At 41.0% G+C, this 25,336-nt stretch carries 22 protein-coding genes; 14 read left to right on the forward strand and 8 right to left on the reverse strand.

Annotation, left to right across the window (positions count from 1 at the left end; all coding sequences use genetic code 11):
* Positions 1-43 precede the first annotated feature (43 nt).
* On the forward strand, positions 44-2,203 hold the full coding sequence (pta, locus tag DCO44_RS00100; protein ID WP_116758612.1) for a phosphate acetyltransferase: 2,160 nt from the start codon (positions 44-46) through the stop codon (positions 2,201-2,203).
* 99 nt (positions 2,204-2,302) lie between these two features.
* Here pta and DCO44_RS00105 read toward each other — a convergent pair whose 3' ends face one another.
* Positions 2,303-2,911 (reverse strand): class I SAM-dependent DNA methyltransferase, encoded by a 609-nt coding sequence (locus DCO44_RS00105; RefSeq protein WP_116758613.1) that lies wholly within the window; start codon positions 2,909-2,911, stop codon positions 2,303-2,305.
* Between the two features lie 57 nt (positions 2,912-2,968).
* Positions 2,969-3,874: a DMT family transporter gene (locus DCO44_RS00110; RefSeq protein WP_116758614.1), complete on the reverse strand. Its 906-nt coding sequence runs from the start codon at positions 3,872-3,874 to the stop codon at positions 2,969-2,971.
* 183 nt (positions 3,875-4,057) lie between these two features.
* Here DCO44_RS00110 and DCO44_RS00115 point away from each other — a divergent pair, with 183 nt between their 5' ends.
* The 3 genes from DCO44_RS00115 to DCO44_RS00125 all read left to right on the forward strand — a co-directional run bounded on the left by DCO44_RS00115 (position 4,058) and on the right by DCO44_RS00125 (position 7,679).
* The gene (locus DCO44_RS00115; RefSeq protein WP_116758615.1) at positions 4,058-4,963 is read left to right on the forward strand and encodes a helix-turn-helix transcriptional regulator; all 906 of its coding nucleotides are present in this window, start codon (positions 4,058-4,060) and stop codon (positions 4,961-4,963) included.
* 533 nt (positions 4,964-5,496) lie between these two features.
* Positions 5,497-7,023: a fumarate hydratase gene (locus DCO44_RS00120; RefSeq protein WP_116758616.1), complete on the forward strand. Its 1,527-nt coding sequence runs from the start codon at positions 5,497-5,499 to the stop codon at positions 7,021-7,023.
* A 107-nt stretch (positions 7,024-7,130) separates the two neighbouring features.
* Positions 7,131-7,679: a DUF2059 domain-containing protein gene (locus tag DCO44_RS00125; RefSeq protein ID WP_116758617.1), complete on the forward strand. Its 549-nt coding sequence runs from the start codon at positions 7,131-7,133 to the stop codon at positions 7,677-7,679.
* A gap of 5 nt (positions 7,680-7,684) precedes the next feature.
* Here DCO44_RS00125 and DCO44_RS00130 read toward each other — a convergent pair whose 3' ends face one another.
* The 4 genes from DCO44_RS00130 to tig form a co-directional block, all read right to left on the reverse strand.
* Positions 7,685-8,398 (reverse strand): DUF2846 domain-containing protein, encoded by a 714-nt coding sequence (locus DCO44_RS00130; RefSeq protein ID WP_116758618.1) that lies wholly within the window; start codon positions 8,396-8,398, stop codon positions 7,685-7,687.
* 168 nt (positions 8,399-8,566) lie between these two features.
* A complete protein-coding gene (gene clpX, locus DCO44_RS00135; protein WP_116758619.1) occupies positions 8,567-9,877 on the reverse strand; it encodes an ATP-dependent protease ATP-binding subunit ClpX in 1,311 nt (436 codons plus the stop codon).
* A 28-nt stretch (positions 9,878-9,905) separates the two neighbouring features.
* On the reverse strand, positions 9,906-10,511 hold the full coding sequence (clpP, locus tag DCO44_RS00140) for an ATP-dependent Clp endopeptidase proteolytic subunit ClpP (RefSeq protein ID WP_016168229.1): 606 nt from the start codon (positions 10,509-10,511) through the stop codon (positions 9,906-9,908).
* A gap of 190 nt (positions 10,512-10,701) precedes the next feature.
* Entirely contained in the window at positions 10,702-12,033 is a 1,332-nt protein-coding gene (gene tig / locus DCO44_RS00145) for a trigger factor (RefSeq protein WP_116758620.1), read from the reverse strand.
* A gap of 267 nt (positions 12,034-12,300) precedes the next feature.
* Here tig and DCO44_RS00150 point away from each other — a divergent pair, with 267 nt between their 5' ends.
* The 7 genes from DCO44_RS00150 to DCO44_RS00180 all read left to right on the forward strand — a co-directional run bounded on the left by DCO44_RS00150 (position 12,301) and on the right by DCO44_RS00180 (position 22,327).
* Positions 12,301-14,448 (forward strand): TonB-dependent receptor domain-containing protein, encoded by a 2,148-nt coding sequence (locus DCO44_RS00150; protein WP_116758621.1) that lies wholly within the window; start codon positions 12,301-12,303, stop codon positions 14,446-14,448.
* A 215-nt stretch (positions 14,449-14,663) separates the two neighbouring features.
* The gene (locus DCO44_RS00155; RefSeq protein ID WP_116758622.1) at positions 14,664-16,964 is read left to right on the forward strand and encodes a TonB-dependent receptor; all 2,301 of its coding nucleotides are present in this window, start codon (positions 14,664-14,666) and stop codon (positions 16,962-16,964) included.
* Positions 16,965-17,067: 103 nt separating this feature from the next.
* Positions 17,068-17,751 (forward strand): Fe2+-dependent dioxygenase, encoded by a 684-nt coding sequence (locus DCO44_RS00160; RefSeq protein ID WP_016168233.1) that lies wholly within the window; start codon positions 17,068-17,070, stop codon positions 17,749-17,751.
* Positions 17,752-18,190: 439 nt separating this feature from the next.
* A complete protein-coding gene (gene leuA / locus DCO44_RS00165) occupies positions 18,191-19,888 on the forward strand; it encodes a 2-isopropylmalate synthase (RefSeq protein WP_116758623.1) in 1,698 nt (565 codons plus the stop codon).
* Positions 19,889-19,989: 101 nt separating this feature from the next.
* Positions 19,990-21,150: a homoserine O-succinyltransferase MetX gene (gene metX, locus DCO44_RS00170; protein ID WP_116758624.1), complete on the forward strand. Its 1,161-nt coding sequence runs from the start codon at positions 19,990-19,992 to the stop codon at positions 21,148-21,150.
* A complete protein-coding gene (gene metW, locus DCO44_RS00175; protein WP_116758625.1) occupies positions 21,150-21,743 on the forward strand; it encodes a methionine biosynthesis protein MetW in 594 nt (197 codons plus the stop codon). Before metX ends, metW begins: the two co-directional genes overlap by 1 nt.
* The gene (locus tag DCO44_RS00180) at positions 21,740-22,327 is read left to right on the forward strand and encodes a tetratricopeptide repeat protein (RefSeq protein ID WP_116758626.1); all 588 of its coding nucleotides are present in this window, start codon (positions 21,740-21,742) and stop codon (positions 22,325-22,327) included. The genes metW and DCO44_RS00180 overlap by 4 nt, the downstream gene beginning before the upstream one ends.
* 43 nt (positions 22,328-22,370) lie before the next feature.
* Here DCO44_RS00180 and DCO44_RS00185 read toward each other — a convergent pair whose 3' ends face one another.
* Complete coding sequence (locus DCO44_RS00185; protein WP_322873975.1) at positions 22,371-22,811, reverse strand: GNAT family N-acetyltransferase; 441 nt, start codon at positions 22,809-22,811, stop codon at positions 22,371-22,373.
* A 122-nt stretch (positions 22,812-22,933) separates the two neighbouring features.
* Here DCO44_RS00185 and rdgB point away from each other — a divergent pair, with 122 nt between their 5' ends.
* Positions 22,934-23,560, forward strand: coding sequence for an RdgB/HAM1 family non-canonical purine NTP pyrophosphatase (gene rdgB, locus DCO44_RS00190; protein WP_116758627.1), 627 nt, complete (start codon positions 22,934-22,936; stop codon positions 23,558-23,560).
* Positions 23,561-23,604: 44 nt separating this feature from the next.
* Here rdgB and DCO44_RS00195 read toward each other — a convergent pair whose 3' ends face one another.
* On the reverse strand, positions 23,605-24,483 hold the full coding sequence (locus DCO44_RS00195) for a permease (RefSeq protein WP_116758628.1): 879 nt from the start codon (positions 24,481-24,483) through the stop codon (positions 23,605-23,607).
* Positions 24,484-24,633: 150 nt separating this feature from the next.
* On the opposite strand from DCO44_RS00195, the gene tatA reads away from it, so the two are divergent.
* Both tatA and tatB read left to right on the forward strand, forming a co-directional pair.
* Positions 24,634-24,852 (forward strand): Sec-independent protein translocase subunit TatA, encoded by a 219-nt coding sequence (gene tatA, locus DCO44_RS00200; RefSeq protein ID WP_116758629.1) that lies wholly within the window; start codon positions 24,634-24,636, stop codon positions 24,850-24,852.
* Between the two features lie 18 nt (positions 24,853-24,870).
* Positions 24,871-25,335, forward strand: a complete 465-nt coding sequence (tatB, locus tag DCO44_RS16970; protein ID WP_116758630.1) for a Sec-independent protein translocase protein TatB — start codon at positions 24,871-24,873, stop codon at positions 25,333-25,335.
* Position 25,336 lies beyond the last annotated feature (1 nt).

Below are 25,336 nucleotides of genomic sequence, written 5' to 3' on the forward strand. Positions count from 1 at the left end.
CGCCTTGACTGCCTTTCCTTTTTTTAATGAATACATAACGACTATGAAAACAATTCTTTTAGTCCCAACTGGTGAAGGCGTTGGCCTAACATCGGCATGTTTAGGTTTAAGCTATGCTTTAGAATGCCAAGGTGTTAAAGCGGGCTTTCTTAAACCTTTTTCTCAAGAAACTAAAATTGAAGCTGATCGCACCAGTGCACTTTTTCAGCATCTTACCAAAAGTGAAACAGTTGAGCCTATTCCTTATGCAACCGTCACTCAGCAATTAAATTGTGGTGAAAGTGATGAACTGTTGGAAGAAGCTGTTCGTCTACATCGTCAAATTGCAAAGAAGCATGACATTATTATTGTTGAAGGTTTATTACCCAACGCACGTGATGCTTTTGCCTCTGAACTGAATGCCGCGTTAGCAAAAGCATTAGATGCCAAAGTCATCATCGTGAGCAATGCAGATATTCATAATGCCCCTGCATCAGCTGAAAAAGTCGAAGCTCAACTGCGTCATTTTGGTGGTGCATCGAGTGACCGTACTGCTGGGGTGCTATTCATGCGTACCAAAGGCTTGCCTGAAGGTTCTGCTCAAATTCCATTAACCTTTGATCCAAGCCTACGCTTAGTAAGTGATACCAATAAATTTGTGGCAGATATTCAAAAAACTCATGCCCATATTGGTACAGCACAGTTACCCGTCATTGGTCTGGTGCCATTCAGTAATACACTGAGTGTACCGCGCATGTCTGATTTGGCAGCCAATTTACAAGCTGAATGGATTAGCCAAGGTGAAGCTTTACAACGCCGTGTTCTGCACAGCAGCCTGATCGCAGCCAATATTGAACACGAACTGGATAAGTTTGTTGCAGGTGAGTTAATCATTAGTGCTTCAGACCGTATTGATGTTTTGTTGGCCAGCAGTTTAGCCAGCAGTAATGGAACGCCACTCGCAGGTCTACTATTAACTGAACACCATGCACCCAATAGCCAAATTCTAGATTTCTGCCAGACTGCGATTAAGCAAGGCTTACCAATCTTACATACCCCACTGAGTACGTTTGAAACGGCGCAAAGCTTAATGAACTTGAGCAATGAAATTCCAGTGGATGATACTGAGCGCGCCGAGCAAGTCACTCGCTTCGTCTCAAGCCATATTAATGAAGAATGGTTAGCTCAGCTCCTGAAGGGTGCTTATCATCCTCGTCTGTCTCCTTCGGCTTTCCGTCATGAACTGGTGCAAAAATCCATCCATGCCAAAAAGCGCATTGTATTACCTGAAGGTGACGAGCCGCGCACCATTCAAGCCGCTGCAATCTGTCAATCTCGTGGTATTGCCCAATGTATTCTTTTGGCTAAACCAGAAGCTGTGATTGAGGTGGCAAAAGCCCGCAATATCGAGTTGCCATTTGACCTTGAAATTATTGACCCTGACCTTATTCGTGAAAACTATGTCGGGCAAATGGTCGAGTTACGTAAAGGCAAAATCAACGAATTACAGGCACGTGAGCAACTGCAAGATACTGTGGTCTTAGGCACTATGATGCTAGCACTTGATCAAGTTGATGGTTTGGTTTCTGGTGCAGTACATACCACAGCCAATACGGTTCGCCCTGCATTCCAGTTAATTAAAACTGCCCCAGAATACTCATTGGTTTCTTCAGTATTTTTTATGCTGTTGCCTGATGAAGTCTATGTTTACGGTGACTGTGCGATTAATCCAGATCCAAATGCTGAACAACTGGCGGAAATTGCCATTCAATCGGCAGACTCGGCAAAAGCATTTGGTATTGACCCACGTATTGCCATGATTTCCTACTCTACAGGTACATCAGGTGCAGGTGTAGAAGTCGAAAAAGTGGCCCAAGCGACAGCTATTGCAAAACAGCGTCGCCCTGACCTCTTGATTGATGGTCCATTACAGTACGATGCAGCCTCTGTGGAAAGTGTTGGCCGCTCTAAAGCACCAGATTCTCCAGTTGCAGGTCGTGCCAATGTATTTATCTTCCCAGATTTAAATACAGGTAATACCACCTACAAAGCAGTACAACGTTCTGCCAATGTCGTAAGCGTCGGCCCAATGTTGCAAGGTTTAAACAAACCTGTGAATGACTTGTCTCGTGGTGCCTTGGTGGATGATATTGTGTTCACAATTGCGCTCACTGCGATTCAAGCAGAACAACAAGTTGAAGCCAAAGCCAGCAAAGCGTCTTAAACAATTTTTCGTTTTTCCAAACCACTCTTTCGAGAGTGGTTTTTTTTGCTTTGATCAATCAATCCAATTACCCATTTACCCCAGAATATCTACAGTGGTTCAAACTTTTCTTGCCAACCAAATGGTATGCCCCGTACATTCAGGGTCTTCTGCAACCATCTTTAGCACTTGAAAGCCATATTGAACCAATAAATGGTGGTATTCTTCTGGGGCTAAACTGGCATGATACAACGCTTGACCAAACAACTCCCCTATCGCTTCGCCCTGTGCAGGACCGCTGGTAAACATCAGCACTGTTCCCAGTTTGGCATGTCGTGCAAATTGCGCAAACATGTGCCGTTGATCGTCTTGCGTCAAATGAAAAAAGCTGTTCCACGCCAAAATTGCATCAAATTTTTGTTCTAGATTGAGTTGGCGCATGTCCGCCTGAAGCCATGTTTGTTCAGGAAAGTTTGCTCGTGCCATTTGTAACATTAGCTCGGAACTATCTACCCCAGTAATTGCGCAGCCCTGTTCAATTAAATAAGTAGCAAGCGGTTTCCCCGACCCACAGCCTAAATCCAGAACATTTGCTTGATCTGGCAGCATAGCCAACATGCGATCCAACCACACTTTTTCAAATAGCCACTCTCCACGCAATGCCATCCATTCACGTGCATACTTCTGATAAAGCTTAATAATATTTTCTGATAAATGATTGTTTGGCATCACGTTACTTATTTATGTTAAAGACATGAATGATCTGCTTAGTGGTCTACCCAAAACTCAGCTTTGTTTTGAAAGTTGTATACCTTTTGACCATGGTATTTTAACAAAGAAAATCGCGTTACCACATAAAATCAGGATCACCCCAATCACTGCATTCGAATGCCATTGATAACCTTCCCACACTGTTGAAATCACTAAAGCCACCAACGGAAATAACAAAGTGCTATATGCCGCTTTGCCCGAACCAATACGCCCCACCAAATAGAAATATGCCGTAAAACCAATCACTGAACCAAAAATTGCTAAATAAATTAAAGCCGAAATTGCACTTAAAGGCATCGTTGGAAAAAAGTCATCCCGTTGGACACATGAAATGAATGCCATTAAAAAAGCACCATAGAACATGCCGTAGGCATTGGTCGTAAAAATATCCAATCCATTTTTCTGATGGCGTGTACTAATCATATTACCCAGCGAGAAGCCATAGGTTCCGACCATACACAGTAATATTCCAAGTAAGGTTTGACTGTTTAATCTGGTGCCAATCACATCCTGCCAAAACAAAGCAACAATCCCGAGCACCCCAAGCAAAGCCGCAGGATAGAACCGAGATGGAATTTGCTGTGCAAAGAACAGTTTGGCATTCAAGGTATTAAAAATGACCGCCATGGAGAAAATCACCGCTTCTAAGCCACTACTCACATATTGCACTGCATAATAAAAACAGACAAAGTTAAAACCAAAAATACAGCAGGCCTGTAACATGCAAAACAAATGATCTTTCACTGTCAGTTTTTGCAATTTACGCCACAGCGCAATAAAAGCAAACAAGACAAGTGCTGAAATAAAAAAACGCCAGAACACTGCCACATTGGCAGATATACCGCTTTGTTGTTGTAGGCTAATGGCAATCCATGTTGTACCCCAAATCACCACAACCAAAGCATATAACAGCGCATTCATTCAATTTCAACCCAAGCTAATGATCTTAAGCACATTATCTCGAAACAAAGACACTCGATACTTGCAGCTTCTTGCGGTCACTATCATCAACTTGTGATTTTTTTTTACCGAATTTTGCTCACAGATGACAAGACCAAATAGAAGTCCTACACTAGTAACTCAATTTAGCACTGCGTGTAGAAGATGAAATATCAGATTCTAGATCAATTACAACAACACAAAGCCCAACTCCTCGACTCGGTCGAATTGGGTTCAGGCATGCAGCTCGCCATGTGGCAAAATAACCAAGACTGCGTACAGGTCTGTAGCAATCACCATACCTTAAGTATGTACATTCAAGGTGGCTATCACAGTTATCAAAAGACCACGCACGGTTGGCAGAATGGTGGTGGACCCGACCATATGTGTCTGTTGCCACAGGATTTTGACTCAACATGGGATTTACGCGATCCGCTGACCTTCGTGCATTTGTACTACACTGAACAACACCTAAAACGCGTAGCAGAACAAGTCTGGGACCGTGAACCTAGCCAAATTCAGTTAAATCCACAAAGCTTTGTCGCCGATCCACAAATTGCGATGATTTATCGACACTTTTTACTCAATGGTGCTTGGCAAAACCGTGAAAACCATTTGCAGATGAGTACTGCCACGACCTTACTGCTCAATCACTTAATCAAAAATTATAGTCATACTGAGTGGCAAGCTCCTGAAGTCAAAGGGGGGCTATCACCTTATATCCTAAAACAACTTTTACAATGGATTGATCAGCATCTACATTTAAGTTTAACCCTGTCCGATTTAGCAGAACAAACTCAGCTCAGTGAGTATCACTTTGCCCATATGTTTAAACAGTCTATGCATATGCCACCGCATCAATATGTGATGCTACGACGACTGGAATTGGCACATCAGGCATTACAAACAACCACTGCCACGATCACAGAAGTTTCAACGCAATATGGATTTAGTTCCAGCAGCCATTTTAGTCATCGCTTTAAAAAACACTTTGGCTATTCGCCTTCGCAAATGCTGAAAATGGGAAAAATCCAACCTTTAAAAGAGACATTTGAAGATTTGAAGATTTGAAGATTTGAAGATTTGAAGATTTGAAGATTTGAAGATTTGAAGATTTGAAGATTTGAAGATTTGAAGATTTGAAGATTTGAAGATTTGAAGAAAGCTTAAAACAAAAAAAGAAGATAAAGCTTAAGCCTGATCTTCTTTTTGACCGTAAAACCAAGTTGCAGCAATAAAACAACTAAAACCAACAACCATTAGAATTGCAGATGCCATAACAAAATGCTCTATTTGGAATGTGCTTATTATGTGAAAGTTTTATGACAAATTTATGACAATTCCATCATTTTGAATTTACTCAAATCACCAACAAAGTAAAGTCAATTAATTCAACACATTAAATTTAGGTCCTCCATTCACCCTTGTACTTTTTCAATCAATGTTGTCAGTTGTTCAAATATCGCAACTAAAATATGGTGTTCTTGATAACCGATTTTATCCATTAAACTTTAGCCCAAAAATACAGCAAAACACCCACAACCGTGACGTTATACCTTATAATTTAGCCCGCTAGCTAACAGCCCGCTCAAGAGATATTGGATATGACAACTATTATCAAGCAAGATGACTTGATCACTTCGGTCAAGGACGCGCTTCAATTCATTTCGTACTATCACCCGCAAGACTTCATCCAAGCGATGAGCCGTGCGTATGACCGTGAAGAAAACAAAGCTGCGAAAGACGCCATTGCACAAATCTTGATTAACTCTCGTATGTGTGCAGAAGGTCATCGTCCAATCTGCCAAGATACTGGTATTGTTAACGTCTTTGTTGAAGTGGGCATGGATGTTAAATTCGATTTAACCATGAGCCTCGATGATGCAATCAATGAAGGTGTACGCCAAGGTTACTTAGAAAACTCGAATGTACTTCGTGCATCAGTTTTGGCTGATCCTGCATTTGGTCGTAAAAATACCAAAGACAACACCCCTGCTGTGATTTACCACAAACTTGTTCCAGGCAACAAAGTGGACATTACCGTTGCAGCCAAAGGTGGCGGTTCTGAAAACAAATCTAAGCTTGCAATGCTTAATCCATCTGACTCGATTGTAGATTGGGTACTTAAAACTGTTCCGACTATGGGTGCAGGTTGGTGTCCTCCTGGTATGTTGGGTATTGGTATTGGCGGTACTGCTGAAAAAGCCATGATGCTTGCAAAAGAATCGCTCATGGAAGAAATCAACATGGACGAACTGCTTCGTCGTGGGCCTGAAAATAAAATCGAAGAACTTCGTATGGAAATCTTCGAAAAAGTGAATGCTCTCGGTATTGGTGCGCAAGGTCTTGGCGGTTTAACTACCGTTCTTGATATTAAAATCAAAGACTACCCTTGCCACGCTGCGGGCAAACCAGTCGGCATGATTCCAAACTGTGCAGCAACTCGTCACGCACACTTCCAATTAGATGGTTCAGGTGTTGCACACATTCAAGCACCAAAACTTGAAGACTACCCTTCTGTTACTTGGGATTCTTCAAGTTCTAAACGTGTTGACCTTGATACTATTACTCAAGAAGAAATGAACGCATGGCAACCAGGCGACACATTATTGCTTAACGGTACAATCTATACAGGTCGTGACGCTGCGCACAAACGTATGGTTGACATGTTGAACAATGGTGAAGAGCTTCCAGTTGACCTTAAAGGTAAATTCATTTACTACGTTGGCCCTGTCGATCCTGTAGGTGATGAAGTGGTTGGCCCTGCTGGTCCTACAACTGCAACACGTATGGATAAATTTACACGCCAAGTTTTAGAAGCGACTGGTATGTTCGGTATGATTGGTAAAGCTGACCGTGGTCCAGCGGCAGTTGAAGCTATCAAAGATAACAAAGCAACTTACCTTATGGCTGTAGGTGGTGCGGCTTACCTTGTGTCTAAAGCAATTCGTGAAGCTGAAGTCGTTGCCTTTGCTGACTTAGGTATGGAAGCAATCTACAAGTTTGTGGTGAAAGACATGCCTGTATCAGTTGCTGTAGATGTAAACGGTACGTCTATTCACGCAACAGCACCGAAAATCTGGCAAGCGAAAATTGGTAAAATTCCTGTAGTAGATGCTGCAGCGGGCTAAACCCTAGGTTTTGCTTTTTTCAATACCCTTAACATGCTAAGGTCTTGTTAAGGGTATTTTTTTGCCCAAAATTTCTCTTTCTACAACTATCGTTCATTCTAAATATCATGAAAAAATTAAGCCATATCCTGACGACACTTACACTTTGCACGCTCAGTTTCAGCACTTTCGCAAAACCTGCAACTGAAGCATCTGTCGAAAAAGCTCTACTACTTGGTGACATTAAAGGCACTTTGGCCCAATCCCAACAAGAAATGCGTCCTGTTTATGAACAACAAGCAGAAGAAATGCTCAAAAATATGTTTAAAACAACCACACTGAATACAGAACAACAAAAAGCAGCACAGCAAATTGCCGATATCACTGCATCTTTTAGCAACAAATTGATTTCTGATCCAAAATTTATGCAAATGCTAAAAGATGTTTATATGCAGACCTTTACTGAAGAAGAAGTACTTGCCAATATTCAGTTCCTTGAAACACCCATTGGACAATCGATTAACAAAAAAAGTAGTAAAATGATGAGCGAAATCATGCGTAACAGTATCGAGATGTCAGCTCAAATGATGCAAGATCCCACAACGCAAGACGAAATCAATGAACAAGTGGCAAAAACACTTGAGCCATTATTCAAACAGTCAAAAAAGAGCAAATAAGCTGATTACCACGTACGAATATCCCAAATTTTAAAGGGTTGTGTGAGCTGTACATCAGATTGAGCATCATATTTTGCTGCTTTAATTTTTTGTGCTTTATGACGCAACTCGCCTGTTTGCTGGTCTTGTGCGACAAAGTTATAACTTGCAGATTTCAGTTGGGTAAATGCGATTTCATTTTGCCCAATCGAGTTAGGCACCAAAATTAAGGGACCCGAGACTTCCTTACGTGTACTCAGATTTTCTTCATCATATTTCACGTAATAGCTCTTACCAGCTTCAACAGTGAAATCCAAATATTTTGGTTTTTGAAAATGCTGAATACCTAAAGGTCGACTACTCGATAAACGATAAGTTCCTGCAGGAAGCTCCAACCAATAATAATGATTATTCAACAAACTGGGAATGTGCTGTTTATTGATAAAAAGACTGGAAGCCACAATTTCTTGACGATTCCAACGACTGTCTGGACGATAGAGATACACCACAGCAGCCTGATCATGCTGCGCCTGCACAGGATGGTAACGTTGACCTAATTTTTGATTGACCCAACTACCCACCGAAGTCATCCCAAATCGGTACTGCTCAACAATTCCAGGGGCTTGACTGGTATCCACAGGGTGTAGCGTAGAGCTTAATTCAGGTTGTTCCAAAACTACCTGCTTATGGCATCCAAATAAAAATAAACTGCTACATAACATAAGATAAAGCGAACGCATGATTTTCCCTCACCACGTATTTTCTTTTATTTATTAGAGTAGATCTTGGATATATTCCATTTTCTAGGCATCCTCGCCTTTGCCCAAGATTAACATTCAGTTTTTGGCTTGCAAATAAAAAAACGTGCGGAAATCATAAATTTCCGCACGTTTCAGACGAATAACAAATTAAGCAGATTTTGAGTTAATCACTTTTAAATCAACTTTGTTTGCATCTTCAGTCGCTGTCTTCGGTTGACGTTCAGGCAGTAATTCAGGTTTAGCAGTACCATTAATCACGGCTTCATTCACCACAACAGTACCCACATCTGTACGGCTTGGTAAGTCATACATCACTTCAAGTAAGGCATTTTCCAAGATTGAACGCAGACCACGTGCACCCGTATTACGTTCAAGCGCTTTTTTCGCGACTGCACGTAATGCCGAATCTTCAAACACAAGATCTACATGTTCCATATCGAACAAATGCTGATACTGACGTGTTAATGCATTCTTTGGTTCTGTCAGAATTTGCATTAATGCTTCTTCATCCAGTTCATCCAATGTTGCAATAACAGGTAAACGGCCAATGAATTCAGGGATTAAGCCGAACTTCACTAAATCTGTTGCTTCAACTTGACGGAACAAATCTGAAAGCTGTTTGCTTTCATCTTTTTTCTTCACATCTGCGGTAAAACCAATACCGCCTTTCTCTTGACGCTGCTGCACAATTTTCTCTAGACCAGAGAATGCACCACCACAGATAAACAAGATGTTAGATGTATCAATTTGAATGAATTCTTGCTGTGGATGTTTACGCCCGCCTTGAGGTGGAATCGAAGCAACCGTACCTTCAATCATTTTCAGCAAAGCTTGTTGAACACCTTCACCTGATACATCACGCGTGATCGATGGGTTTTCAGATTTACGTGTGATTTTATCAATCTCATCAATATAGATAATGCCTTTTTGTGCCTTTTCTACATCGTAATCCGCTTTTTGCAATAACTTTTGCACGATGTTTTCAACATCTTCACCGACGTAACCCGCTTCGGTCAAAGTCGTTGCATCTGCCATGGCAAATGGGACATCAAGCAAACGCGCTAAGGTTTGAGCAAGCAAGGTTTTACCTGAACCTGTTGGTCCAACCAACAAGATATTACTTTTCGCAATCTCAACTGCATCATCGTGCTTATGCCCACTATGTGTCGCTTTAAGACGTTTATAGTGGTTATAAACTGCAACAGAAAGCGTTTTCTTGGCAATATCTTGACCAATGACATATTGGTCTAATGCAGCACGAATTTCTTGAGGTTTCGGCAAAGGCTTCGCAGCCCAGTCACCAGATTCGACCTGTTGGCTGGTTTGCACTAAGTCTAAGCATACGTCCACACACTCATTACAGATGTATGCGTCCTCACCTGCAATCAGTTTCCCGACTTCAGACTGCGTTTTACCGCAAAATGAACAATGCTTTTGTCCTTGAGGATGTTCGGACATATTTACTCCAATACTAAAATCTTAAAACTTATGGACGTTTGCTAAGCACTTCATCCACAAGACCGTATTCTTTTGCTGCCTGTGCAGTCATAAAGTTGTCACGGTCTGTATCTCTTGCCACAGTTTCATAGTCTTGACCACTATGCTCTGCCATCAAACGGTTTAAACGCTCTTTAATGAAAAGAATCTCACGTGCATGGATTTCAATATCCGATGCTTGTCCACGGAAACCACCGAGTGGTTGGTGAATCATAACACGCGCATTTTCTAAACAGTAACGTTTCCCTTTCGCACCTGCATTCAATAAGAATGCACCCATTGATGCAGCTTGACCCATACAGTAAGTTACAACATCTGGCTTGATAAACTGCATGGTATCGTAAATTGCCATACCTGCTGTTACCGAACCGCCTGGTGAATTAATATATAAGTGAATATCTTTATCTGGGTTCTCTGCTTCCAAAAACAACATCTGTGCCACAATTAAATTGGCCATGTTGTCTTCCACTTCACCCGTTAAAAAAATAACGCGTTCACGCAAAAGGCGCGAAAAAATATCAAATGAACGTTCACCACGAGACGATTGCTCAACTACAACTGGGACTAACGCGTTTTCAATAGTTGGAACATACATACGTTTATTTATTCCTAGATTTTTTGTGACTTAACCCATATCCACAATATGAGGGATAATGACCGAAATTGCAAAATATTCCCCATTAAATAACAGATATTTTTTGCATAAGCTTTGTGAATATGGGACAAGCCGAGATCTGTTGAGATAAAAAAAGGCGCTCAAAGCGCCTTTTTTAATTCAAGCTAAATTAGCCTTGTTGACGAGCTTGTTGCTCTTTCAACAACTCTTCATAGCTCACTGCTTTATCAGTTACTTTCGCAGCTGCTAAAATGTGATCTACAACTTGATCTTCTAATACAACAGCTTCGATTTGTGAACGTTGTTGTTTGTCATTTTTGAAGTATTCGATGACTTCAGTTGGATCTTCGTAAGAAGAAGCCATGTCTTCGATGTAAGCTTCAACGCGAGCTTGGTCAACTTCAAGTTTAGCATCAGCTAATACTTTGCTTACCAATACGCCAAGTTTTACAGATTTCTCAGCTTGTTCTTTGAACAATTCGTCTGGAAGCATGCTGCTGTCAAATGCTTTTGCACCTTGAGCACCAAACTGTTGCGTGAATTGTTGGATCATTTGTTGACGTTGACGGTCAACTTCTTGAGCAACCATTGCAGCAGGAAGTTCAACTTCGTTTGCAGCAACAAGCGCATCAAAAGTCGCGCCTTTTACTTGGTTACGCAAACCATTTTTCACTTCGCGTTCCATGTTTTTACGCACGTCAGCTTTTAATTTTTCAACGCCTTCTTCTTCAGTTAGACCGAAGATTTTAAGGAATTCAGCATCAACTTCTGGAAGTTTTTGTTTTTCAACAAGCTTCACTGTGATTTTGAATTGCGCTGCTTTACCAGCAAGGTTTTCAGCTTGGTAGTCTTCAGGGAAAGTTACATCAATAACTTTCTCTTCGCCTTTCTTCATACCAACGATACCGTCTTCGAAGCCAGGGATCATACGACCAGAACCTAATACCAGTTTAAAGTCTTCAGCAGCACCGCCTTCAAACTTCTCACCATCAACAGTACCTTCAAAGTCGAAAGTGACTTGCATGTCTTTTTTCGCCATGCCTTTGGTTTCAGCCCAAGAAGCGCGTTGCTTCTGAAGGTTTTCGATCATTTGATCAACGTCTTTGTCTTCAACTGTAGACGCTTTACGCTCAACTTCTAAACCTTCAAACTTAACGTCAACTTCTGGATAAACTTCAACAGTCGCTTCGTATACAAGCGCGTCGTCTTTGTTTTCCACTTTATCAATGTTTGGCATGCCAACAGCATTGATCTTTTCTTGTTGAATTGCTTCAAATACTGTGTCACGGATAACGTCATTTACCACTTCTTGGTAAATACCCGCGCCATATTCACGGCGAACTACGTTTAATGGCACTTTACCTTGACGGAAGCCGTTAATCTTTACAGTTTTAGCAGTGCGTTTTAAACGTGCTTCAAATTGCTCGTTCACACGGCTCGTCGGTACAGATACATTTAAACGACGGGCAACGCCCGAAACCGCTTCAGAAGTTACTTGCATGGCTTCCTCGAAATTTAGTAATTACAGTTTATAAAAAGTGCCACATTATATGACAACATTCAAAGATATACAAAACTGGATGTTTAAACTACAAGATTTTATCTAATTTCTTTTTGTCTTTTGGTTAATTCTCTAAATTTCCGATCATTTTCTTATTTTAAAATGGCTTTTATTGCAAATGATAAGCCTTATCATTATTATGTGAAAAAATATCACATTTATATTTATTTTCAGTTATTTATCTCGTCCAACTATGGAATTCTATTTATGAGTAAGTTCAACCTTCGCCCACTCAGTCTTGCAATACTGGGTTTATCCACCAGTTATGCTTTTGCGGAAAGCAGCTCCGAAAGCTCCTCTTCGACGCATCAACTTTCAACCATTGTGGTTTCCGCAGCGGGGTTTGAACAAGATATTAAAAATGCGCCTGCCAGTATCAGCGTGGTCACCAAAGAGGATATTGAAAAGAAAAATGCAACAAGTATTGCAGACCTCCTGGCCGATGTACCGGGAATTGATATTCGCTCGGGTGTAGGTAAAACCGCGGGCTTAAACATTAAAATGCGTGGTTTGGGGAATGATTACAGCCTGATTTTGATTGATGGACGTCGCCAAACAACCTCCTCAGATGTTACGCCAAACGGTTTTGGTGAAACTTCAAACAGCTTCCTTCCACCGCTCTCTGCTATTGAACGTATTGAAGTGATTCGCGGTCCCATGGCAACGCGTTACGGCTCTGAAGCGATGGGTGGTGTCATTAACATTATTACCAAAAAAATCAGTAATGAATGGAATGGTAATGTCACAGTAAGTGGCAATTTGATGGAACATAAAGCAGAAGCCGACTCATGGAAAACCAGTTTCCTACTTAATGGTCCACTTATTCAAAATCGCCTTGGACTGCAACTTCGTGGCAGCTATTTAGATCGTCAAAGCTCTGAACGTATCGTTGCTGGCTCGACTTCACGCGATCCTCGTCCGAGTGAGGCGGATAACTATGATGTTGGCGGTAAATTAAATCTGAGTCTGAATGAACAAAATTCGCTTTGGGTCGATGCCTTCCATTCAAATCAGACTTATAGCAATGCAGATAACCGCCTAGGCACACAAGATACTTTTACGCGCGCACGTGGCTATAAAGATGAGCTAAAGTTTAACCGCGAACAATATTCACTTGGTCATGATGGTAATTATGACTTCGGGACATGGAACACCTATATCAGCCAAACCAAAACGGAAACGATTGGGCGTACGATTCCGACCAATACCTTCCCGAATAATGCTTACGCAGGTCGTGATCGTACACTAGAGAATACGGATTTGGTTGCGGATAGTCATATCATTACAACTCTCAGAAATCACAAATTGACCTTAGGTACAGAATATAAAAAAGCTGAAAGTGTGGATGATATTGCAGGTCTAGGAGCTGAGTTTGAGAAGGACTCTTACTCATTCTATGCAGAAGATGAGTGGAACCTGATGGATAATCTGCATTTCACCTTTGGTGGACGCTATGAAGACCATTCAGGTTTTGGTGGACATTTTAGTCCACGTGCCTATCTGGTCTGGAATACAACAGATGCTTTAACCCTTAAAGGTGGTGTGAGTACGGGTTATAAAGCCCCTTCGGCTAAAGCTTTACACAATGGAATAATCAATTTTAGTGGGCAAGGAACCACTCCTGTTCTAGGCAATCCAGATTTAAAGCCTGAAACCTCCGTTAATTATGAAGTAGGCTTAAATTATCAGCCTTCGGATCGATTCGATTTTAATACCACTGCATTTTTCAATGTTGTTAAAGATAAAACCATATCTAAAGAATTTAATTGCAGTATCAGCGACTGTTCGGGTTTGGGCAACGGTGTAACATCTTATTCCAATAGCTTTAATGCAGATGAAGCAGAAATTTATGGCCTCGAAACCTCATTAAAATATCAAATCATTCCCGAGTGGGATATTAAAGCTGCCTATACCTTTACCGAATCTGAGATTACCAAAGGCGAAAACAAAGGTTATGCACTCGAGTCTACAGCTAAACATTTATTCAACCTCACATCGACATGGCATATCAATGATGCATTTGATCTATGGTTACAACATGAATATCAGTCTGGTCGTCCCCGCTACTTAGAAAGCCAAACAGGTGATGCGCTGAATATTCAAAAGCAAACCGATAATGAGTTCTCTGGCTATAACTTATTTAACTTGGGTAGTAGTTATCAGCTCAATGATCAGGTACGTATTAATGCTGCTGTAAATAATTTGTTAGATAAAGACTTTACCGAATATATGGACTATTACGACCTAAATGGTGATGTACAACAAGCATATAAATACCTTTCGATAGGATCTGCTATGTCTGGAACCTATATCTCTGGGCGTAACTACTGGTTATCTATTTCTTACGATTTCTAAAATTCAAAATCCCAATAAAAAACCCTGCTCTAGCAGGGTTTTTCTATTTATATAAGAAATCATATACTTACATACAAATTGTTACACAATCTCATTAATTTTTACATTTTCTTTACAAGCCTTTATCGACAATTCCAATCATTTATAATTGGTAAAATAAATAAGAATTATTATTATTCGCATAAGAATTTTTACTACTCTTTGTGAGTTCAGAAATGTCATTTATTAAAACGCGTAAAAAATTAGTGTCGGCAGCAATTGCCTCATCATTATCAGTAGTTGCGACCACTGCTATTGCCCAAGAAGAAACTGCTCAGTTGCCAACCATTCGCACGGAAGCAACTCAAGAAGAATCTTTAAAAGTTGATCAATCTGCAAATGCTAAATTTGTCGCGCCACTAAAAGATACGCCTAAATCTGTTTCTGTCCTTTCACAAAAATTACTGAAAGAAACCAACTCTAATACGCTGTTAGAAGCATTACGTTATGAACCAGGCATTACTTTAGGTGCGGGTGAAGGCGGTACACCATTTACAGATATGCCTTATATCCGTGGTTATAGCGGTCAATCTTCTATTTATGTTGATGGTGTTCGTAATACCACGTCACAAAGCCGCGATATGTTTGCCATCGAACAAGTTGAAGTCATTAAAGGCTCATCTTCTGCCCTTGGTGGTGGTGGTAGCGTTGGCGGAAGCATTAACCTGATTCCTAAAGTTGCTCATGAAGGCGACACTTATCAAGGCAGCGTTCAAGGTGGTACCGACAACTATAAACACATTCAATTAGATGCCAACAAAGACTTTGGTAATGGTATGGCTGGCCGTGTCATTGTGATGGGGCACGAAAATGAAAAAGCTGGACAAAGTGACGGTGCTGAATTTGCACGTGCTGGTATCGCAACCAGTCTCGCATTTGGTCTAGGCTCTGACACACGTGGCTCTGTTGGTTATTATTATTTGCGTAGCAATGATGAACCAGATGCTGGTATTCCATTCAATAATGCAAAGCCAACAACACCTCCTCCTGGTGTAACTGTTACTCCTGGCGATGGTAAACCTGTAAGCGTCAAAGCTGGAACCTACTATGGCTGGAAAGCACGTGACTTTGACAAACGCGAAAACCAAATTGGTACGTTTAAGCTTGAACACGATTTCAATGAAAATCTGACCTTAGCGAACATTGCTACATATAACAAATCTAAATCTGATTATATCTATACCAATGCAGATGACTCTAAAGGAAACATCTACCGTGGTACTGTTGCACGACGTGCTTTAAGTCGTATTTTAGAGACCGATGCTTATAGTGACCAATTGTCATTACGCGGTAAATTCAATACTGGTGCATTAAATCACTCGTTTAATGTCGGAACCGAATGGAGCCTGCAAGAAACGGATCAAGGCATGCATACCTTTACTAATGCAGCAGGTCAAACTACTTCTACCATCTTAACTTCAAATATCAACTCATGTGATGCAAGCGCTGCAGCACTTAATGGTTGGTGTACTGGCTTAAACAACCCAAGTAACGGTTCATTTACCGATACGATTGGCAGTATTAAAGGTCAGTCTACAACGCGTAGTCAAACGATGTCAGTGTATGCTTTAGATAGCATCGAATTTAACCCACAATGGTTGCTTAACTTAGGTATCCGTTGGGATAAATTTGAAACTGAAAAGAAATATAATCAAGATGTCTATAAAACCAAAGATGGTGCTTATACTTCTGAAGTCTCTATTCCTAAAGGGACAAAATATGAAAGTGATTCAGACTTTTTCACTTATCAAGCTGGTTTAGTGTACAAGCCAACTGAAAATGGCAGCATTTATACCAGTTTCGCAACCTCTGCAAACCCTGTTGGTGTTCTCGCCGAAGGTGATAGCAGTGATAACGCCTTAGGTACGACGGATATCATCAATGCCCTCAAGCCAGAAGAAGCACGTACTTTTGAAATTGGAACCAAATGGGACCTATTTAATAATCGTGCGAACCTAACGGCTGCAATTTTCCGTACTGAAAAGCAAAATACACGTATTCAAATTGATTCAACCACTTCTGCCAATGCAGGTGAAAGCCGTGTTGATGGTTTTGAAGTGAGCTTAAACGGTAAAATTACCAATAAATGGGAAGTTTCAACTGGCTATAGCTACTTAGACAGTGAAATTACAAAAGCGGCATACAATGCAATTGCTCAAGAAGGTAAGCCACTGCCATTCGTTGCGAAAAACAGTGCAACTTTATGGTCAACTTATCGTGTTATGCCAAAGTTAACTTTGGGTGCAGGTGCCGAATATCGTGATCAAGTTTATGTAAACACAACTGTACCAAAATACTTGCCAACCTATACCATTTACAACGCGATGGCTAAATATGATGTCAACCGCAATGTGAATGTACAGCTCAATGTGAATAATATTTCTGATAAGCGCTATTTCACAAGTGCTCACGCAGCTCACTACGCATTTGAAGGCAATGGCCGCAATGCTGTATTAGCAATTAACTTTAAATACTAAGAGTTAATCCCATAAATTAATTATGGATTTAACTTAAGTTAAGATAAAATAGCCTCTGCTCAGAGGCTATTTTTATAACCATTTATTTAGAAGGATATAGGCTGTGATTCATCACATTCCAAATGTTTTATCCAAAGAACAAGTCGCTGAATTTCGCCAATTAATGGCAACAGCAAATTGGGTCGGTGGGAAAGTAACAGCAGGTACCCTTTCTGCCTCAGTCAAACAAAATCAACAACTTTCGGAAAATGATCCCCTTACCCATCACTTGAGTGAGTTGGTGATTCAAGCCATTTGGAAAAATCCAGTTTTTCAAGCCGCTGCATTGCCGCATCAAATTATTCCACCACTGTTTAACCGTTATGATGAACATGAAAGTTTTGGTTTTCATGTTGATAACTCGATTCGCCTGATTCGCGGAACTTCACAGCAAATGCGTACAGATTTATCTTGTACATTATTTTTAAGTGAGCCTGAAGAATACGATGGTGGTGATTTGGTGATTGAAGACACCTATGGTTATCATGAAGTGAAGTTACCCGCTGGCGATGTCGTACTCTACCCAGCAACTAGCTTACATGAAGTCAGTAGCATTACTCGCGGTACACGTTTTGCTTCATTCTTCTGGGTACAAAGTTTGATTCGTGATGACCAGAAACGCCATCTACTCTTCAATCTTGATGAAAGTATTCGTCAATTACGTAAGGATCATGATGATGCTTATCCTGAAGTAATGAAACTGACCAACATTTATCACAACTTGATACGAATGTGGTCGGAATTATAAGTATTTGGCACACTTTGTTATCATATTTTTCAAAAAATAAATCTATCTTGGGAAATTTTTTCTAATATTTAAATAATACTGCAAAATTAGAAAAACATTTCCCTTACAATCCCATTAGAATAAATTATGAACTTTTTGCACTGCATGCAATTTTCGCCTAGACTGCATTTAACGCTATGCGAATGCTTGCACAAGTAAAACCACCCTATTGATCTTGATGGTTACATGATGAAAACGAATGATATTTTTGCTTTTCCGACTCACGCTCAACCTCAAATGAATCTCCTGATGCTGCGCCACGCGCGCGTATAAAAATTTTGCCTGTTTGGCAATTATTCCTACTTTTTCCCTTTAAATATTTTTAAATAAACACCATATATTGGTAGCAAGTTGCAGATTTCACAAGACCAAGCACCCCATGCTGCACAAGGAGTTCCTCATGATGTTGGCTGATCCAAGTAAAAAATATCGTCGCATGTACCAGCGTGTAGACTTGCCTGACCGTCAATGGCCAAACAAAGAAATTACCCAAGCTCCAATTTGGATGAGTACCGACCTTCGTGACGGTAACCAAGCAATTTTTGAACCGATGGACATGGAACAAAAGTTTAAAATGTTCCAAATGTTGGTCAAAATTGGTTTTAAACATATTGAAATCGGCTTCCCTTCTGCATCTCAAATTGACTTTGACTTCACGCGTAAATTGATTGAAGAAGGTCATATTCCAGATGACGTCTATATTGAAGTTTTAGTCCAAGCACGTGACCACTTGATTCAACGTACTTTTGAATCATTACAAGGTGCAAAACGCGCAATTGTGCATATCTACAATTCAAACTCTCCAACATTCCGCCAAAAAGTATTGAATGTGGATGTTGCAGGGGCAAAACAATTAGCCATCAATGCAGCAGAAAAAGTCAAAGAATATGCAGCCAAGCAACCTGAAACTGAATGGGTCTTCCAATATAGCCCAGAATGTTTCTCTGCAACGGAATTAGAAGTTGCGAAAGATGTCTGTGATGCTGTGACTGAAATCTGGGATGCACGCCCAGAACAAAAAGTCATTTTGAACTTACCTGCAACAGTGGAAGTATCAACTCCAAATGTCTATGCAGACCAAATCGAATGGATGCACCGTAATATTCAACGTCGTGATGGCGTGATCATCTCAGTTCACTGTCACAATGACCGTGGCTGTGGTATCGCGGCTTCTGAATTGGCGATTATGGCGGGTGCTGACCGTGTAGAAGGTTGTGTATTTGGTAATGGTGAGCGTACAGGTAACGTGGACGTTGCCGCAATCGCCTTGAACATGTACACCCAAGGTGTTGCACCAAACTTAGACTTTTCCAACATTAATGAAGTGATTGCTACGGTTGAAGAATGCACAGGTTTACCTGTACATCCTCGTCATCCTTATGCAGGTGATTTGGTCTTCACTGCATTCTCTGGCTCACACCAAGATGCGATTAAAAAAGGCTTTGAATACCAGAAAAATGAAGAAATCTGGGACATGCCTTACTTACCAATCGATCCGAAAGATTTAGGTCGTGACTACGATGCTGTGATTCGTGTCAATTCACAATCGGGTAAAGGTGGTATTGCATACTTGTTAGAAGCAAACTACAACGTGGTATTGCCGCGTCGTTTACAAATTGAATTCTCACAAGTGGTACAACAAGTTGCCGATGATGAGGGTGTTGAAGTTTCAGCACAACAAATCTGGGGCTTGTTTAAAGACAAGTATGTCAGTACAAAAGATGCCCATTATTCAGCGAAAAATTACCGCTTGTCTGACGATAATGGCAACCAAGTGATTGAGTTAGATATCGAACTTGATGGTGAAATCCAGCATTTACGCGGTGAGGGCAACGGTCCAATTTCTGCGATGTTAAATGCGCTTCAATTACCTATTGATGTCTTGAACTATGAAGAGCGCAGCATTAGCTCAGGCGCACATGCCAAAGCCTTGGCATTAATTGAAATTCAAGTGAAAGGTACGGGTAAATCTGCCTTTGGTGCGGGTGTTCATGACAATATTGTGACCGCCTCTATCGAAGCAATCCTTGCATGTACCAACCGCTTAATTGAACAAGGTGTACTTAGCACTGAACAAGTTATTGCTGCTGCGGTATAAGTATTAGCAATAAGAATTAGCACTAAAATGACTTTAGAAGGATACCCTCAAGTGGTATCCTTTTGTTTATTGTTCTAAAAAATATAAGGCGAAGTATTTCTGTGTCTTTTCCAGCTGACTCAGTGGGTCTCGTAACCCCACAAAAGTTCCAATTCGAAGAGCCGTTAGAACTAGAATGTGGTCGTGTTTTACCACGTTTCGAAATGATGGTTGAAACCTACGGCACGCTCAACGCAGATCACTCGAATGCCATTCTCATTTGTCACGCTTTATCGGGACATCATCATGCTGCTGGTTATCATCATGAAGATGATAAAAAAGCAGGTTGGTGGGATGCATGTATTGGCCCTGGAAAAGCAATTGATACCTCTAAGTTCTTTGTCGTTGCCCTAAATAACATTGGCGGCTGTAGTGGCTCGACGGGTCCAACCTCACCAAATCCTGAAAATGACAATCGTCCTTACGGGCCAGACTTTCCTTTAGTGACAGTACGTGACTGGGTAAAAACGCAAGCGATGCTGTCTGATCGCTTAGGCATTCAGACTTGGTATGCGGTAATCGGCGGTTCTTTGGGAGGCATGCAGGCTTTACAGTGGTCGGTTGATTATCCTGAGCGTTTACAGAAATGTGTGATCATTGCCAGCGCACCAAAGCTATCTGCACAGAATATTGCCTTTAACGAAGTAGCACGTCAGTCGATTTTGTCTGACCCCGACTTTCATCAAGGTCGTTATTTAGAACATGACAGCTATCCGAAACGTGGTTTAATTTTAGCCCGTATGGTTGGTCATATTACCTACCTGTCTGAAGAAGCCATGAAACAAAAATTTGGTCGTGACTTAAAGTCAGGCAAATTTATGTATGGCTTTGATGTCGAGTTCCAAGTCGAAAGTTATTTGCGTTATCAAGGTGAACAGTTCAGCCGAAACTTTGATGCCAATACCTATTTAATTATGACCAAGGCACTGGACTATTTTGATCCGTCGCGCGAATATGAACATTCATTGACCCAAGCGATGTCTCAGACCCAATGTCAATTCTTGGTGGTGTCGTTTACCACGGACTGGCGCTTTACCCCTGAACGCTCACAAGAAATTGTGGATGCACTCATTAGTAATCATAAACCTGTGAGCTATCTGGATATTGATGCTGAACAAGGCCATGATTCGTTCTTATTCCCAATTCCGCTTTATGTAAAATCATTACGTGCATTTTTAGGTGGTGAAGAACAGCTTAAATCTAACGCTAAGGAGGCTGTGTAATGCGTATCGATCATCAACTCGCTGAAGCATGGATTAACCCCAACTCCAAAGTCCTCGATTTGGGCTGTGGTGATGGTGAATTGTTAGCTCACATGAGCAAACAGCACAATATTCGTGCATATGGCTTAGAAATTGATCAGGAAAAGATTGCAATTGCGATCAGCCGAGGGTTAAATATTATTCAGCAGGACTTAAATTTAGGTTTAAGTCGCTTTGCCGACCAGTCTTTTGACTATGTGGTCATGGCACAAGCTTTGCAAGCTGTAGATGCGCCTGACGTATTATTACGTGATATGGTGCGTGTGGGGAAACAGGCGATTATTACTTTTCCAAACTTTGCACATTGGAAGACCCGTTCTTTCTTGGCTTTGAAAGGAATGATGCCAGTTTCAGAAGCATTACCGTATATGTGGTATAATACTCCAAATATCCACTTATGTACTTTTCGAGATTTTGAAGCACTTTGTGCAGAAAATAACATCCGAATAATTAATCGACTCGCCGTGAATGGGGACCAGCAAGGTAGTTTACTGAGCAAACATATCCCAAATCTGTTTGGTGAAGTCGCAATTTATCGAGTGAGCGCGCTATGAAAAAATTATTATTAAGCACACTAGTTTTTGGACTTTTTAGCATTCAGTCTCATGCTGAATATGTTTCGCCATCTGCTCCCATTTCTAGTCAAGCTGCCCAATATTCAACCATGGATATTGGTAACTTAATCAAAGCTGCAAAAGCAGGACAACCTGCCGCACAGTTTTACTTAGGTGCCAAATACCAAACAGGTAAAGACGTCAAGCAAGATGACCGTCAAGCTTTTGCTTGGTTTAAAGCTGCGGCTGATCAGGGCTTATCGCCTGCGCAGTTAAATGTGGGTCGCATGTATGCCGATGGTGTTGGGGTTGCCAAGAGTGAAACTTTGGCTCGTCAATACTTTGAAAAGGCAGCCAGCCATGGCGACAACCGTGCCAGCTTCAATCTTGCCATGATGGAAGAGCAAAAGAAAAACTACATTGGTGCTTACCAGTGGTATGAACTTTCAACGCGTGATGGCATGCTCGACAATAAAGTCATTACCATGTCTGAAGGTAAAAAGACCGCTTTGGCAGCAAACCTGACCCAAGACCAGATTCGTTTGGCACGTGACCGTGCAGACAAATGGATTCAAGCGCAATAAGATTGCACGGATTCTAAATAGCACCTTCGGGTGCTTTTTTATTTTAGGCAGTTGTGTTTTTTTGCATCATCACAAACCTTAAACCATGCGCTTCAATCACCTCAGATATAGCCTCAAAGCCAAATTTTTGATAAATAGGCTGCGCATAACAACTTGAATTTACGCTTATTACGGTGATATTTTCCTGTAGTTCAGCGATAACATAATTCCACAGCTTTCGACCAATCCCCTGCTTCTGTACAGCAATATCTACAAAAAAATGTACGAGATGGGCGGGTTCTTTATAAGCAATCATGCCTAAAATTGATTCATTCTGTTCATAGACATAATAATGAACTTGTTGGGTGTTTAATAATTTTAAAATGGTGGCTGAAGAAAATTTTTCTTCACCTTCACGGCTTATGGCAAAGTCGGCAATATAAGGTTGAATTAATCTCTCAATTTGTTCTAAATCTGCATGGGTGGCTGGGCGGATCATATTCATTTATCTCTTGTTCTTATTCAAAGTTAGCTGTTGGTTTTAATCTTCATGGATTATGCTGCTTTTATACAATCTAATTCAGCTAAAATATAGACCTTTATTTTCAATTTATGAGCACCAATACAATGTCTGCAAATGCATGGTTATCTCAAGGCACATTAGTCCTTGCCAGCAATAACAAAGGTAAAATTGCTGAATTTGAGAAACTTTTTGCCGAACTTCAACTCCCAGTCAACGTTGTGCCGCAAGGTCAACTGAATATTGAAGACGCCGTGGAAGACGGATTAAGCTTTGTTGAAAATGCCATCATTAAAGCCCGTCATGCCAGTCGTATTTCAGGAAAACCCGCGATTGCCGATGACTCAGGTATTTGTGTCCCTGTTTTAGATGGCGCACCTGGCATTTATTCAGCACGATTTGCGGGTGAACATGGCGATGATGCTGCCAATAACCAAAAGCTGTTAGAGAAATTAAAACCACTGCGTAAAGATGGTGAAACCATTGAAGGCATGTTCGTTTGCGTATTGGCACTGGTACAGCATGCCGAAGATCCACTTCCACAAATTTTCCAAGGCATCTGGAAAGGTGAAGTGTTGGAAGCAGCACGTGGTGAAAATGGTTTTGGGTACGACCCATTATTCTGGTTACCTGAACTGGGCATTTCTAGTGCTGAAATGAGCAAAGAAGAAAAAAATAAAATCAGCCATCGTGGTCAAGCCATGCAGCGCTTTAAACACAGTTTAGAAAAGTAACTGAGACTTTCTGCTCTCTCTTTAGGGAGAGAGCTAGAGCCTTTTCACATAAAAAAATGCAATAATACGCCATACAAACTGACCACAACACAACTGACAATTGTCCCCGAAGCGATATATTTTGCCGAGGTTCCTGTCCCCTGATAATGCGTTTCTAAAGCCACTATATTTGCCGCAGGCGGTAAACAAAAAAATAAGAACATGACCCCAATCGATTGTTCAATATGTGGTATAGGCAAAAAGCGATACGCCAACCCACATAACACTAAACCACAAAGTAATTTCAAGGCTGCGGTTTGCGTACTTTGCCATAAATCCTCTGCATGGACTTTGGTGTGCCTGAGCCACATGCCCAACACACACATGCCTGAAAAGCTCATGCCCAACTTTGCAGCAGCATACATCCAGTCAATGCCGTGCTGTTGTAGCCAGTGCTGTATACCCAACAACCAAAACAATACAGCCAAACTTAAAGCAACGATTGGGGGTGAATACACGACTTTTTTCAGAATAGTACTGAATGGCTGAGGTGTATCACTCACGGCAGTGACTGCCCAGAGGTTGCCAAAAATCGAACCACCGACATACAACGCCACCATGGCAGGGCTGATTTCTGTGCCGAATAGCGCAATGGCAAAAGGAAAGCCTAACCATGCCATATTGACATAACTAAAACACAAGGCATTCAATTTATTCTTTGAAAAATAGAGGAAAAAATAAAACAATAGAACAGCGACGCCAAAGCTAAATAGCATCAAGCTAAGGCTACCTGCCTGATAAAACACCATGTTGTAAATAATCACAATAGGAATAAAACACCGCGCCAATAAACTAGATAGTACTGTTTTTAATTGCGTAGCAACTGGTGTTGTGGCAAGAAGCAAACCTGTTAAAAATGCCAATAATGGCAACAGCAAAGCCACATCGATATTCCTTGAAATTTCACCCAAATATCATAACACCCATCGGATTTTTTTCCAGAAAATCCACTGTCTTGAAATTGCAATCCTATCGTCACACGCCTGTCATGTTGAACTGTTGAGATATGGCTAAATATAAAAGAGGAAAACAAAATGGCAGGTTTATCGATTTGGCATGTGCTGATTTTTGCAATTGTCGTGATCTTACTATTTGGTACATCTAAACTGAAAAACTTAGGTAAAGATGTCGGCGGTGCCATCAAAGACTTTAAAAAGTCAGTTAAAGAAGATGAGGCAACCTCCACACTCAATGAACCACGTACTTTAGAACATCAAAGTACCGCGGAAGTTAAAACGTCGACACGATCATAAGCCACAGGTATTTACCAAATGCTCAATATTGGAATGACTGAACTGTTGACCTTCGGCATCATTGCATTATTGGTGTTGGGGCCAGACAAACTGCCTGAAGCAGCACGTTTTGCAGGTAAATGGTACGGCAAGTTCAAACGCATGATCAGCAATGTTCAAAATGACATAGACCGCGAATTACGCATGTCTGAGTTACGTGAACAAATGCAAAATGAGATGAAACGAATTCAAGAACTTGAGCTTAAAATGCAGGCTCAGATGCAGGAATTACAACAACAAAGTCATAGCGCGATCGAACAACAACAGCAAAACAGCGTTACTGAAAATAAAAATTTATTTTTGACTTATATTCCACTCACACAGCAAAAATATTCAATGCTGTATCGACATCCATTGCCTTCGGTCATGCCTTATACGAATAAAATGGGGGCTTCTGTAGTGGATTGTCTCGAACAATTATCCGAATTAAAGGTGGCGGTATGAA

Source organism: Acinetobacter sp. AM (assembly GCF_003105055.1).
In the GTDB taxonomy this organism is placed as follows: Bacteria; Pseudomonadota; Gammaproteobacteria; order Pseudomonadales; family Moraxellaceae; genus Acinetobacter; species Acinetobacter tibetensis.

What these genes read in the sequence shown, in the direction of transcription:
- tig (WP_116758620.1), bottom strand. Translation starts at nt 12,033, where the DNA reads ATGCAAGTAACTTCTGAAGCGGTTTCGGGCGTTGCCCGTCGTTTAAAT.
- tatB (WP_116758630.1), top strand. Translation starts at nt 24,871, where the DNA reads ATGCTCAATATTGGAATGACTGAACTGTTGACCTTCGGCATCATTGCA.
- DCO44_RS00120 (WP_116758616.1), top strand. Translation starts at nt 5,497, where the DNA reads ATGACAACTATTATCAAGCAAGATGACTTGATCACTTCGGTCAAGGAC.
- metW (WP_116758625.1), top strand. Translation starts at nt 21,150, where the DNA reads ATGCGTATCGATCATCAACTCGCTGAAGCATGGATTAACCCCAACTCC.
- DCO44_RS00110 (WP_116758614.1), bottom strand. Translation starts at nt 3,874, where the DNA reads ATGAATGCGCTGTTATATGCTTTGGTTGTGGTGATTTGGGGTACAACA.
- DCO44_RS00150 (WP_116758621.1), top strand. Translation starts at nt 12,301, where the DNA reads ATGAGTAAGTTCAACCTTCGCCCACTCAGTCTTGCAATACTGGGTTTA.
- clpX (WP_116758619.1), bottom strand. Translation starts at nt 9,877, where the DNA reads ATGTCCGAACATCCTCAAGGACAAAAGCATTGTTCATTTTGCGGTAAA.
- leuA (WP_116758623.1), top strand. Translation starts at nt 18,191, where the DNA reads ATGATGTTGGCTGATCCAAGTAAAAAATATCGTCGCATGTACCAGCGT.
- rdgB (WP_116758627.1), top strand. Translation starts at nt 22,934, where the DNA reads ATGTCTGCAAATGCATGGTTATCTCAAGGCACATTAGTCCTTGCCAGC.
- tatA (WP_116758629.1), top strand. Translation starts at nt 24,634, where the DNA reads ATGGCAGGTTTATCGATTTGGCATGTGCTGATTTTTGCAATTGTCGTG.
- DCO44_RS00125 (WP_116758617.1), top strand. Translation starts at nt 7,131, where the DNA reads ATGAAAAAATTAAGCCATATCCTGACGACACTTACACTTTGCACGCTC.
- DCO44_RS00105 (WP_116758613.1), bottom strand. Translation starts at nt 2,911, where the DNA reads ATGCCAAACAATCATTTATCAGAAAATATTATTAAGCTTTATCAGAAG.
- DCO44_RS00155 (WP_116758622.1), top strand. Translation starts at nt 14,664, where the DNA reads ATGTCATTTATTAAAACGCGTAAAAAATTAGTGTCGGCAGCAATTGCC.
- clpP (WP_016168229.1), bottom strand. Translation starts at nt 10,511, where the DNA reads ATGTATGTTCCAACTATTGAAAACGCGTTAGTCCCAGTTGTAGTTGAG.
- pta (WP_116758612.1), top strand. Translation starts at nt 44, where the DNA reads ATGAAAACAATTCTTTTAGTCCCAACTGGTGAAGGCGTTGGCCTAACA.
- DCO44_RS00180 (WP_116758626.1), top strand. Translation starts at nt 21,740, where the DNA reads ATGAAAAAATTATTATTAAGCACACTAGTTTTTGGACTTTTTAGCATT.
- DCO44_RS00115 (WP_116758615.1), top strand. Translation starts at nt 4,058, where the DNA reads ATGAAATATCAGATTCTAGATCAATTACAACAACACAAAGCCCAACTC.
- DCO44_RS00185 (WP_322873975.1), bottom strand. Translation starts at nt 22,811, where the DNA reads ATGAATATGATCCGCCCAGCCACCCATGCAGATTTAGAACAAATTGAG.
- DCO44_RS00130 (WP_116758618.1), bottom strand. Translation starts at nt 8,398, where the DNA reads ATGCGTTCGCTTTATCTTATGTTATGTAGCAGTTTATTTTTATTTGGA.